Origin of the sequence: Ectobacillus panaciterrae DSM 19096, assembly GCF_000430785.1 — a bacterium.
GTDB lineage: Bacteria > Bacillota > Bacilli > Bacillales > Bacillaceae_G > Ectobacillus > Ectobacillus panaciterrae.
The window spans coordinates 1-11,544 of the sequence record NZ_KE387257.1; the positions used below are offsets into that span (position 1 = coordinate 1).

12 protein-coding genes are annotated in these 11,544 nt (G+C 42.2%); 7 read left to right on the top strand and 5 right to left on the bottom strand.

Features of this window, described 5'->3' with window-relative positions; translation table 11 throughout:
* Window positions 1-58: 58 nt before the first annotated feature.
* The gene (sdhB, locus tag H540_RS0128455; protein WP_028403449.1) at window positions 59-820 is read left to right on the top strand and encodes a succinate dehydrogenase iron-sulfur subunit; all 762 of its coding nucleotides are present in this window, start codon (window positions 59-61) and stop codon (window positions 818-820) included.
* Window positions 821-875: 55 nt separating this feature from the next.
* Window positions 876-1,334 (top strand): acyl-CoA thioesterase, encoded by a 459-nt coding sequence (locus H540_RS0128460; protein ID WP_028403450.1) that lies wholly within the window; start codon window positions 876-878, stop codon window positions 1,332-1,334.
* Between the two features lie 138 nt (window positions 1,335-1,472).
* Here the strand turns inward: H540_RS0128460 and H540_RS0128465 are convergent, their stop codons facing one another.
* Entirely contained in the window at window positions 1,473-2,492 is a 1,020-nt protein-coding gene (locus H540_RS0128465) for a glycosyltransferase family 2 protein (RefSeq protein ID WP_028403451.1), read from the bottom strand.
* A gap of 4 nt (window positions 2,493-2,496) precedes the next feature.
* Window positions 2,497-4,191, bottom strand: coding sequence for a DUF6044 family protein (locus H540_RS0128470; RefSeq protein ID WP_028403452.1), 1,695 nt, complete (start codon window positions 4,189-4,191; stop codon window positions 2,497-2,499).
* 638 nt (window positions 4,192-4,829) lie between these two features.
* Here H540_RS0128470 and corA point away from each other — a divergent pair.
* The 5 genes from corA to H540_RS0128500 all read left to right on the top strand — a co-directional run bounded on the left by corA (window position 4,830) and on the right by H540_RS0128500 (window position 9,823).
* Window positions 4,830-5,786, top strand: coding sequence for a magnesium/cobalt transporter CorA (corA, locus tag H540_RS0128475; RefSeq protein ID WP_028403453.1), 957 nt, complete (start codon window positions 4,830-4,832; stop codon window positions 5,784-5,786).
* Window positions 5,787-5,975: 189 nt separating this feature from the next.
* Window positions 5,976-7,124 carry a cation:proton antiporter gene (locus tag H540_RS0128485; RefSeq protein ID WP_028403454.1) on the top strand — a complete coding sequence of 383 codons (1,149 nt, stop codon included), beginning with the start codon at window positions 5,976-5,978 and terminating at the stop codon, window positions 7,122-7,124.
* Window positions 7,125-7,229: 105 nt separating this feature from the next.
* A complete protein-coding gene (locus H540_RS0128490; protein WP_028403455.1) occupies window positions 7,230-7,766 on the top strand; it encodes an NfeD family protein in 537 nt (178 codons plus the stop codon).
* A gap of 27 nt (window positions 7,767-7,793) precedes the next feature.
* The gene (locus H540_RS0128495) at window positions 7,794-9,317 is read left to right on the top strand and encodes a flotillin lipid rafts scaffold protein FloT (protein WP_028403456.1); all 1,524 of its coding nucleotides are present in this window, start codon (window positions 7,794-7,796) and stop codon (window positions 9,315-9,317) included.
* An 89-nt stretch (window positions 9,318-9,406) separates the two neighbouring features.
* Window positions 9,407-9,823, top strand: coding sequence for a hypothetical protein (locus H540_RS0128500; protein ID WP_028403457.1), 417 nt, complete (start codon window positions 9,407-9,409; stop codon window positions 9,821-9,823).
* A 64-nt stretch (window positions 9,824-9,887) separates the two neighbouring features.
* On the opposite strand, the gene H540_RS0128505 is transcribed toward H540_RS0128500, so the two are convergent.
* The 3 genes from H540_RS0128505 to H540_RS35815 form a co-directional block, all read right to left on the bottom strand.
* The gene (locus H540_RS0128505) at window positions 9,888-10,208 is read right to left on the bottom strand and encodes a hypothetical protein (protein ID WP_028403458.1); all 321 of its coding nucleotides are present in this window, start codon (window positions 10,206-10,208) and stop codon (window positions 9,888-9,890) included.
* Window positions 10,209-10,540: 332 nt separating this feature from the next.
* Window positions 10,541-10,861 carry a 2Fe-2S iron-sulfur cluster-binding protein gene (locus H540_RS0128515; protein WP_028403459.1) on the bottom strand — a complete coding sequence of 107 codons (321 nt, stop codon included), beginning with the start codon at window positions 10,859-10,861 and terminating at the stop codon, window positions 10,541-10,543.
* A gap of 232 nt (window positions 10,862-11,093) precedes the next feature.
* The gene (locus tag H540_RS35815; RefSeq protein WP_081415328.1) at window positions 11,094-11,234 is read right to left on the bottom strand and encodes a YjcZ family sporulation protein; all 141 of its coding nucleotides are present in this window, start codon (window positions 11,232-11,234) and stop codon (window positions 11,094-11,096) included.
* Window positions 11,235-11,544: the final 310 nt, after the last annotated feature.

The window sequence follows — 11,544 nt, forward strand, 5'->3', positions numbered from 1 at the left end:
GACTATACAACAGATAAGAAAAAGAATGAAACGGAAGAGAAGAAGGGGGATAAGCAACATGTCTAATAAAACAATCCGCCTGATTATTAGCAGACAAGATTCACCAGACTCTCAGCCATACGATCAAGAATTCGAAATTCCATACCGTCCGAATATGAACGTCATTTCGGCATTGATGGAAATCCGCCGTAACCCGGTTGATGCAAAGGGCAAGGCAACAACGCCTGTTTCCTGGGATATGAACTGTCTAGAGGAAGTATGCGGCGCCTGCTCGATGGTAATCAACGGAAAGCCTCGTCAATCTTGTACGGCTCTCGTTGACAAATTAGAGCAGCCGATTCGTTTGCAGCCGATGAAAACATTCCCGGTTGTACGCGACCTGCAAATTGACCGCAGCAGAATGTTCAATGCGTTGAAACGTGTAAAAGCATGGGTTCCGATTGACGGCACATACGATTTAGGACCAGGACCGAGAATGCCGGAGAAAAAGCGGCAATGGGCATACGAGCTGTCTAAGTGTATGACATGCGGCGTTTGCTTAGAGGCTTGTCCGAACGTAAACAGCAACTCAAGCTTTATCGGACCGGCTCCGCTTTCTCAAGCGCGCTTATTCAACTCTCATCCGACAGGTGCTATGCACAAAGCAGAGCGTCTGCATTCAATTATGGGAGACGGCGGCCTTGCAAACTGCGGTAACTCTCAAAACTGTGTGCAATCTTGTCCGAAGGAAATTCCGCTGACAACATCTATCGCGGCATTAAACCGCGATACGACGATTCAAGCGTTTAAGGATTTCTTTGGCAGCGAAAATAACTATTAATCCATGTATCGCCTCTTCATTATGAAGAGGCGATTTTACTAAAGGGGCGAAGATCGTGAAACACATATCCTATATCGGGGATTTTGCAGCGTGGGAAAAAGAGTTTGTTTTCTATATGCCGACAAAGGTGCGTTTTTCAGAGATGGATATGTTCGGGCATCTAAATAATAAAGTGCCGTTCACTTATTTTGAAGAAGCCCGTATTGAGTTTTTCAAGAAGCTCGGCTTTATGCAGGAGTGGACAAAAAAGAACGTAGAAGCAATGATTGTAGTGGCAAATCTGCAATGTGATTATCTTCGCCAAGTGTTTTTTGATGAACATTTAAAAGTATATGTGAAGGTCGAGAGTGTCGGGAATTCTTCTGCCGATATGCATTATATGGTGAAAAATGAAAAAGAAGAGATTTGCCTTGTCGGCCGCAGCACGATGGTGCAAGTATCTAAAAAGACGGGCAAGGGCGTGCCGTGGCCGGAGGAATGGAAAGAAAAAATGATGAATCGCCAGCTCATTTAACGGCGAAGGACTTGCTGCGAAGCAAGTCCTTTTTTGATAAGAAAGATAAACTTTTTGGTTTGGCACCTCGAAGGCTCCGCTTTTCTTGGTGTCCAGCTCCGCCGGCTAGGTGCTGCCGTCCAAGAACCTGCGCTTTTCTTAGGATGTTTTTTCATGATCTGTCATGCTGGGAGCTGGAGAAGACAGCCATTCTTGTGCTTGCATGCGTACAGAGTATAAATCAGTTTCAATTGCATAGTGGGGCCGTTGTTTTACTTCTTTGTAGATTTTTCCAATATATTCTCCGATGAGACCGACTCCCATTAATTGAATGCCTCCAATTAACCAAATTGAAATAATGAGGGATGTCCATCCTGGTGTTGTATACCCGAGAATTCTCTGTATAACGGCATAGCTGCCGAAGATGCCGCTTGTGAAAAAGGACAAGAAGCCAACTAGGGTAATAAAACGAATAGGAGTGATGCTGAAAGAAGTAATGCCATCAAATGCAAAAGTCAGCATTTTTTTTAATGGATATTTGGATTCGCCTGCAAATCGTTCTTTTCTGTCATACAAAACAGTGGCGGAGCGGAAGCCCAGGAGCGGCACAATTCCTCGTAAAAATAAATTTCGCTCTTTATAGTGATTCAATTCATCCAGAGCCCGCTTGCTCATGAGCCGATAGTCGGCATGATTATGTACAATGTGGACTCCCATTTTTTTTAGAAAACGATAAAATAAAATGGCTGTTGTCCGTTTGAAAAACGTATCTGTTGCTCGTTTGTTTCGGACACCGTACACTACATCATATCCATCTCGATACTTTAAGATAAAATCACGAATTTTTGAAATGTCATCCTGTAAATCGGCATCAATGGTAAGAACACAATCAGAATACTTTCTCGCTTGCAGCATGCCTGCCAGCAAAGCCGGTTGGTGACCGACGTTGCGTGCCAGCTTGATGCCTGTTACAAATGGATTCACATCGCTGATTTCCATAATAAGGCGCCAAGTATGATCTTGGCTGCCATCGTCCACAAATAACAGCTTGCTGTTTTTATGTATCAACTGTTCCTGCACGAGCTTTACGAGAACAATCGAGAGCTGCGCAACGGTTTCTTTCACCACTTTTTCTTCGTTATAACAAGGAATTACAATTGTTAAAAGCGGTTCATTCATGATGTCACTCTCCTTGCTGCTGTACTTCATATAAATGAATGTTCCAAATGCTATCCGGATGTTCAAATGTCTGCAGAAGCTTTAGATGGTTGTCTTCAGCGTTTTGGATGGGAACTGATGAGAAAATATAACGTCCGCCCATATTGTAGAAGGCGCGAGTGTCCAACTGCAAATGACGAATTACCTTGTGAGAGGATTTGCGGAAATCGTACCAATTTCCTAACTCATCTGCAAATAGATAGCAGCGTCCGCCCCACGTATCAAAGTAATTTCCCAACTGTTTGTTTTTATCCAGCTCTTGCGTAATTATGTTTCGAAAGGCATGCTTGTACGCAAGCGGATAAAAATTATTATACGTATCCAACGTATAAAATCCGTTATATTGCGCAATTGCCGGATGTAATCCGATACTTCCGACATGATAGCTGGATTTGGGCCTGTTAATGTAATCATCCACTTGGTGAAATAAAGCTGTGCTGTAAAACTCTTTAAAGGAAGGAGCGCCTACATGACGGTAATACACCTCTTCATTACACGACATAAGAATGCAAAGCTGCGCTATTACAGCTAATTTCACAATCCTTCTCCATATGTTTCCCCGCTTCCAGAGAATGTACAATGCCACAGCAAATAAAACATAGATAATCATAGGACGCAAGAAATGAAAGCGTGCGAAATTGAACGTGTTCAAAAACGATATGTTCTCCTTCAGCGGCTGCCATCCTTTATAAAACCAAAATGCATACCAAACAGACAGCAGAAAGTTAAAAACGAATAAAAAGAGATACATTCGCTCCGTCAGCCATTTCTTTTCCTTATATACCATATAAAGCGCCAAAAAAAGAATCGGTAAAATTACATACGTATGCACGGTCAGCACATGAGTGTGACCGAATCCAAAGTTTTTGAAAATGAGCCGAACGGTACGCCAGAGAGACAGGCGGGAAGAAATAAACTCGTTGCGGCTTGTAGGTTCTTGACCGAACAATAAAGAATAAACAAATCGATAATCAATAAGTAAATACGCACTAGTCATGAGTAAAATACTGCTTAAGAAAGGAAGATTTCCCTGGCGCTTCCGAATCAAACCCCACAGCCAAAGCCCAGACATTGCCGCTAAAAAAAAGAAAAAGCCTAAAACAAAGCTTGAATACAGAGGCAAGACAAGAAGGACCAGCCAATGTTTCCAAGAAGAAGTATGGGCACGAATATGCAAAAACGCCCATAAGGCAAGAGGATGTCCAAGTGTGCTTAGCATACCAGACGGCCAAAATGGAGTTAACGCAAAAACTAATGCACAGCCTATCCGAATCCAATATGCTTCCTTGTCTGTAACAAAAAAATCCCGCAGGAGCACATACATCCCAATAAAAGCGATTATACGTACAATCGTTTGATTTAAGGCATACGCAAGCATAGAAGGGAACCAATAATGCAGCCATACGAGCAAACTGAATTCCGTGCCGTACGCATTGCGGGGCAGACCGTTAATGACTTGCGGAACAACAGCATGAACGCTTCCAAAAAGCTGTCCGCTCTCTCGCAGCACTTTGTACCAGGCGATATTGGAATCAAGATTATCATGGATGCGAATGTGAGCATCTTCTCCCAATACATACAGAGGGAGAACATAAAGTATAATGAGGAACAATGCAAGATTGATTGCCCTTTGTTCCTGGTTTCCTTTTGTCAGCAGCATAGCATCACCTACTTCTAGCATGAGCGGAGAATGGAAAACAATACATAAAAAACGGAAAGATTTTGGCATCTTTCCGTTTTTTATCATGTTTTTCTTTTCTGTATAGTAAAAAATGTCTTGCTTTGGCACGTATATATGAGTGAATGATAAATCGACATGCCCATGTGCTATGTGCAACCAAAAGGGAGTATGGTATGCTTTTTCTCTTCTCTTTGGTTTCCCCTTGCATGAACCAAAGGTTTGACCGCTTCTGCACGTCTTTTAATCTCTCCCCACTATAAAAAGCCGTTTTTTTATTCACTTGTATATATAAATCCACTTTGTTATTCCGACATATCTATCGTTTGCCACATAGAACAAAAGGGAAACTGCGCTCCCTCTCTCTCTCCCTGCATGGGCCACGAAAAGGGTTTGACCGCTTCTATGCTTAGGCGGATGATCTCCCCCTATTATAAAAAGCCGTTTTTTTTATTCACTTGTATATAGTTTCCTTTGACTCTCATTGAAAAACCTCCTATGCAGGTATTATGTTGGAATATATAATATTCTGAATATAATCGGAGTGGATTTTTGATAAAAGTTATGAATTTTTAATGATATAATGATAGATTGTAATAATCATAGCGGAGGAGAGAATGATGCTTCGGATTTTAGCAATAACAAAGGAAAACCGTGTGTTGACAGATATACCGATTCTCGAATTAAAAAGAGAAGATATAGCATGGTATTGGGTGGACTTTAATAAGCCGACAGATGATGAAATTTCGCTTCTGTCCTCGCACTTTAAATTTCATCCGCTTGCGATTGAAGACTGCTTGCATTTTTTACAGCGGCCAAAGCTTGAGTATTATGACCGTCACAGCTTTTTAGTTATTCATGCGATACAAAAAGATACGCTGGATATACATGAGGTGGATTTGTTCGTCGGCGAAAATTTTATTGTCTCATTTCATCTTGAGGAATTACCGGAAATCACTTCTGTATGGAATCATTTTCGGACCTCTTCAAAAACAGGACAGCAAAGCCATATAGAGATTTTACATAAAATTATGGACAAGCTTGTGGATACGTATTTTCCGATTGTGCATGCGATTGAAGATCGGATGAAGCGATTAGAACAAGACTACCGACAAGGAACTATGCCCTCGCTCATTAACGAAACGTTCCGTATTCGGGGGGATTTATTGCAGCTTCATTACGTAATCGGACCAATGAGAGATTTGCTGTACCGTGTGTTAGAATCTAAACGCTTTCTCATGCAGGAGGATAAGAAGGCGTATTTTCATGATATTTATGACCATTTATTAAAGTTGAGTCAAATGGTGATGTCCAATCGGGAGATTACATCTGAAATGCGGGATAACTACATCTCGCTGAACTCGTATCATATGAATAGCATTATGAAAAAGCTAACGGTCATTACAACCATTTTCATGCCGCTTACCTTCATAGCTGGTATTTACGGCATGAACTTCGATAATATGCCTGAGCTGAAGTGGAAGTATGGTTACTTTGTTGTGCTGGGCGCCATGATTGGAATAGGCAGTATCATGGGCTGGTTGTTCTTCAAAAAGGGCTGGTTTCGAAATGATTGAGGTGTGTTGCTTCATATATACAAATATTTACTTTTTTACAAAAATGCTGTATAATAAAAAGCATATACGATATGAGACGTTTTTGGAGGAGCCTGTCACAGCAGGCTCCTCTTTGCCTTTTTTCGGGTGAGGTGGGAGTCTGCAGTGGATGTGCTCCTTTTGTCTACAGCACGAGAAAGGTGGATGTATATGTTAATTATGCAATTAGCGATTATTTTGCTGGCATCTAAAATTGCAGGGGACATAAGCGTGCGTCTCGGGCAGCCGTCAGTGCTTGGGAAGCTCCTTGTCGGAATTGTTCTCGGTCCGTCTGTTTTGGGACTTGTAAACGATACAGATATTTTGCATGAAATCAGCCAAATCGGCGTGATCCTCCTTATGTTCATTGCCGGCTTAGAAACTGATGTGGATGAGTTTAAACGTACAGGAAAAGCGTCTGCCGTTGTAGGTACTGCCGGCGTGGCGGTTCCGATGTCGCTCGGTTATGCAGCGGGAATGGTGATGGGAATGCCGGTGCTCGAAGCGATTTTCCTAGGGCTTTTATTGTCTGCCACAAGCGTAAGTATTTCTGTGCAGGCCTTGAAAGAGATGGGACGCTTGAAATCGAAAGAAGGTTCTGTCATTCTTGGCGCTGCCGTTATTGATGATGTGCTCGTAATCGTTGCGCTGGCATTTGTGATGAGCTTTGCCGGCGGAGATGTGAACCTTACAATGGTTATTTTAAAGAAGGTAGCATTCTTTGCAATTGCACTTCTTTTGTCTTGGAAAGCAGTTCCGTGGATACTGCGGAAGTTTGCCCCTCTTAAGGTAACTGAAGCTGTAATTTCAGCAGGTCTGATTCTTTGTTTTTCTTTTGCGTATTTTGCGGAGTACACAGGCGTAGCGTCTGTAATAGGCGCGTATATTGCCGGTGTCGCTATCAGTCTGACAAACTATAAGCATGAGGTGTTTGAAAAGGTAGAGACGATCGGGTATGCCATTTTCGTCCCTGTATTTTTTACATCCATCGGGGTATCTGCGCAATTCAACGGCATTCAGGAAAATTGGAAGCTGCTCGTGATACTCAGCATATTGGCAATTGCCGCGAAGCTGCTCGGCTGTGCAATCGGTGCAAAAGCAGCGGGCTTCAACTGGAACAGCTCGCTTGGAATTGGATCTGCCATGATTTCACGAGGAGAAGTGGCGCTCATTATTGCCGCGATCGGATTAGACGCTAAGCTTCTTCAGCAGGATATGTTCGCTGTGATTGTTGCGGTTGTTCTTATTACAACGATTGTAACACCGCTGATGATGAAGCTGTTTTTTAAAGAAAAAGCACAAGGAGAGCGCGCTGCTTAATGTGCGTGCTCTTTTGTAAGAAAAAGTAAAATTTTTTATTTTTTAATCTGTAAAACTGTTAAACTTATAAGAGAGGATTGTAAACATGAAGGGGGTTCAACGAAGATGACTCTATTTGGATATGCTTTGCAAACCTTATACTTATACGGTTTAGTCATTACAGGTTTAATTGCGGTCGTGTACTTCATTTTCGGAGATATCGTCGAAGGTATTTTTGATGGAGTAGCGGGAAGCAGTCACCACCTGACATTATTGTTCAGCTTTCTTGCCATTTTGTGCGGGGGTGGATATATCCTTGAGTATGTAACTGCCTGGAACAGCATCGCGATTTTCGTAGTGGCAGTATTGATTTCTTTCATTTGTGTATTGCTCATGCAGGCGTTCGTGCTCGTGCCGATTTCACGTTCAGAGCAAAATACCGCGTATCGCACGAATGATTTTGTAGGGCAAACAGGCGAGGTACTTATTTCTGTTCCCGCGGAAGGATACGGTGAAGTGCTGTTGGCGTCCAAGTTTGGAAGCAACGCGCTGCCGGCTAAGAGCTACACACAGCAGCCGATTGCGCAAGGGCAATTTGTAAGAGTGATAGAAATTCAGGATGGCGTGCTCGTTGTTGAAGCAGTAAAACATTCTGTTCTATAAAATTTATTCAAACAGGGAGGGTATACCATGATTCCTTTAATCATCGGCGGAGTATTATTAGCGATTCTTGCTTTACTTCTTCTCATCTTCATTATGAAGTATCGTACAGTAGGGCCGGATGAGGCGCTCATAGTGACTGGGAGCTTTTTAGGAAACGGAATTAATGTAGTGAAATCGGAAGATGGAAAAAAGGTGAAAATTATTCGCGGCGGCGGTACATTCGTTATACCGATTCTTCAACTGGCTGAGCGTTTAAGCTTGTTAAACCACAAGTTAGAGGTAGGTACAAAAGATACATATACAAAACAAGGTGTTCCCGTAACAGTCAATGGCGTTTCTATCATCAAGATTGGTTCCACAATCGAGGAAATCTCAACGGCCGCTGAGCAATATCTTGGCAAAACACGAGAAGATTTGGAGAATGAAGCAAGAGAGGTTCTAGAAGGACATTTGCGTGCCATCGTGTCGTCCATGACAGTTGAAGCAGCCTATAGCAACAGGGAAGAATTTGCGCAAAAAGTTCATGAGGTAGCCTCAAGTGACCTCATGAAAATGGGACTTCGTATCGTATCCTTTACTATCAAGGAAATTAACGATAGAAACGGCTATTTAGAGGCACTGGGGCAGCCGCAAATCGCCACCGTAAAACGGGATGCAATTATTGCGAATGCGGAACGAGAGAAAGAGGCTCGTATTGAACGTGCTCGTGCGGAGAAGGAAGCACAAGAAGCAGAACTGCAGCGTGACACCCAAATTGCCGAGGCGACGAAGGAAAAGGAGCTCAAAGTTCAAGGATATAAAAAGGAACAAGAGGTTGCAAAAGCAGAAGCGGACTTGGCGTACCAGTTTCAACAAGCGAAGGCGCAGCAGCGTGTTACAGAAGAACAAATGCGCGTTAAAATTATCGAGCGCGAGAAGCAAATTGAGTTAGAGGAAAAAGAAATCGCTCGCCGTGAAAAACAATATGATGCAGAAGTTAAGAAGAAAGCAGATGCCGATCGCTATGCAGCGGAACAGTCGGCTGAAGCGGAGAAAGTCCGCCAGATCCGTCAAGCGGAGGCACATCAGTTCCGTATTGAAGCTGAAGCAAAAGGGCGTGCGGAAGAGGTTCGTGTAGAAGGTTTGGCAAAAGCAGAAATTGAAAAAGCTCAAGGTTTTGCATTGGCGCAAGCAACTGAAGCACAAGGGAAAGCAGATGCGGAGGTTATTCGCTTAAAAGGTTTAGCAGAAGCGGAAGCCAAACAAAAAATCGCCGAAGCGTTCGAATTGTACGGCCAGGCCGCTATCATGGATATGGTATTGAAAATGCTTCCGGCTTATGCGAGGGAAGTGGCAAGCCCGCTTGGCAACATTGATAAGATTACAGTGGTAGATACAGGAAACGGGAAAAATGGCGGTGCGGGAAAAGTAACAGCATATGCAACAGATCTTATGGCATCCTTGCAGGAAACGCTGAAGGCTTCCTCTGGTATTGACATGAAAGAACTTCTCGAAGGCTTTGCAGGGAAAGAAGCAGTTCAAAAGATTGAGATTGAAGCTAAGGAAGAATAAATATAAGAAATTAAGGAGCTGTATAGTTTTGCTGTACTGCGTTATAGTAACCGACAGCGAATTGGATATACTATCGCTGAGGTGAAAATATGAGAAAAATATTCGTGTTTCTTTGTTTGCTGCTAATGGTTCCTTTTTCGCATGCTTCCGCAGAAGCTTCAGGGAATACTGTATGTCCAAAAACACAGCTTCTGCAAGAGCCTTCTAATCAAGATAAGGAAGAATTGAACGCGGCCTTATCACATTATTTGATTTCAAAGGTGTATGGTAGAAATCCAAAGTATTTGGACTATCGGCTGGAAGTGATCACTCCTATGAAAGAGCTGAAGGGTACGGACAAATCTTACTATTATATGGCCATCCAAAATTGCGGAAGAGAAGTTGCGAATCGCTCTTGGTTTGTCAGATTACGTTTTCCTAAAATGCATAATGCAGCTTCGTTCGGGGAAATTTTTGTGGTGAAGGATCAAACGAATCAATGGTCTGTTTGGTTTCGATATCATTAATGAGCTGTTTATAAGTAAACTATGTCATAAAAAGAGTAAGCCGAAGTAAAAATGACCTTCTGGCTTACTCTTTGCTTTTATAACGGAGATAATTATAGTTTGCAGTCGGTACACTCTTTAATACTTGGCCTTTCGCATCTTTGTAAATTTCATACTCGCGATACGTTTCAATTACATATCCCTTTACCGTCTTCTTTTCTACGAGCTTTTGTTCCAAATCAAAGTTCATATCATATTCGGATTCATCTGTTTGGCTTTGAGGTCCGGCAGATGCGGGAATCAGAGTTTGCTCGTTCAGCAATTCATTGCCGAAGTAAGCAAAGCATGCTGCCAATATGCAGCTTATCGCAAGGAAAAATACAAAACCTCTGAATTTTTGTATCATGTACATCCTGTCCTTTCTTGTCCAAATCAGCTTGTTATAAACTATGCGGGTTCGCTCCATTACATTCGTTCAAAAAGGTATATTGTACAAACAAAAGGTGTGATACGATTAGGGAAATGTAGAGATGGGGGAATCATAGATGTACATTCCTAAGCACTTCAAGGAAGAGGAGCTGTTGGATATCTTGACTGTTTCGTCAAATTGCTATGAAAAAGAGATGAAGTAGCCTTGGAATATGGAAGCTTCTAAGGGATACATACAGCAATTGCTGAAAGACATAGCGGATTTTAAAATACATGTAAACAAATTACAGGGAAAGCAGAAGTATTGATTTATTCAGCAGGTTTCGGGCCAGCATCCATACCAGAGTTTTCTACCATCATGATGGGGCGAACGGTAACGTCTCCATTGACACGAAGTTGACAGGATAAGCGCAGATGATCTTCAATTCCTTTTTCCGAAAATGCATCTCTTTCTACGTTCGTTAAATCACAAAACTCACCTGATAATACTTCTACCCTACAAGTTGTACACCTTCCATTTCCCCCGCAACGATGGAGAATATGTACACCACTATCTTCTAACGCTAATACTAGCTTTTTTCCATTTTCAACTTCAAAAGTTCCTCGTTCTGGAACAGTTATTTTTGGCATTTCGTTACCTCCTTGTATGAAATGATGAAGACTAAGATCCTTTAATATAGTTATCACCTTTCGGATCTTATAAACATGAAATGTAGAAGAATAGTATTTTTTGCCTTAGGGATACAAGAGGTTGATTATTGCTATCCTTAAAGGATCGATGTACTGCGGCATAACAACTTCCGATAACCTTTGTTATGTGAGTTAAACAAATTTGTGTATTATTTCCTCAATTGTCCTTATTTTAAACTTTATTAAAATGAAAAGCTCCTGTATAAATAGGAGCTTTTTTATAGTTTTTAGTAGTATCCATAGCTACCGTAGCCACGATAATCAATAGGATAAATAATACAACAATTAAAGTAAAACTACTACTTATCTTCAGGGCTTAGTGACGAGTCCAGCACGAGCTGAACAACAAAAGGCAAGAAGATGATAGCCAGGGTGGAGATTTTGCACAGCGTTCTTTGCCTTTTGTTGATCCCTATAATAAGTATGAGCTACAAGGACGTTTAAAAAGTCTAGAACAACCAAGTGCGTCTAGAACGATGAGAGCGTCCAGTGCGTCTGGAACGACAGGAGCGTCTGGAACGATCAGAGCGTCTGGAACGACAGGAGCGTCTGGAACGATCAGAGCGTCCAGAGCGTCCGGAACGTCTAGAACGACGAGAGCGTCCGGAACGACGAGAGCGTCC

Coding starts and splice junctions, on each gene's coding strand:
- H540_RS0128495 (WP_028403456.1), top strand. CDS start 7,794: ATGATTCCTTTAATCATCGGCGGAGTATTATTAGCGATTCTTGCTTTA.
- sdhB (WP_028403449.1), top strand. CDS start 59: ATGTCTAATAAAACAATCCGCCTGATTATTAGCAGACAAGATTCACCA.
- H540_RS0128505 (WP_028403458.1), bottom strand. CDS start 10,208: ATGATACAAAAATTCAGAGGTTTTGTATTTTTCCTTGCGATAAGCTGC.
- H540_RS0128470 (WP_028403452.1), bottom strand. CDS start 4,191: ATGCTGCTGACAAAAGGAAACCAGGAACAAAGGGCAATCAATCTTGCA.
- H540_RS0128515 (WP_028403459.1), bottom strand. CDS start 10,861: ATGCCAAAAATAACTGTTCCAGAACGAGGAACTTTTGAAGTTGAAAAT.
- corA (WP_028403453.1), top strand. CDS start 4,830: ATGCTTCGGATTTTAGCAATAACAAAGGAAAACCGTGTGTTGACAGAT.
- H540_RS0128485 (WP_028403454.1), top strand. CDS start 5,976: ATGTTAATTATGCAATTAGCGATTATTTTGCTGGCATCTAAAATTGCA.
- H540_RS0128490 (WP_028403455.1), top strand. CDS start 7,230: ATGACTCTATTTGGATATGCTTTGCAAACCTTATACTTATACGGTTTA.
- H540_RS0128465 (WP_028403451.1), bottom strand. CDS start 2,492: ATGAATGAACCGCTTTTAACAATTGTAATTCCTTGTTATAACGAAGAA.
- H540_RS0128500 (WP_028403457.1), top strand. CDS start 9,407: ATGAGAAAAATATTCGTGTTTCTTTGTTTGCTGCTAATGGTTCCTTTT.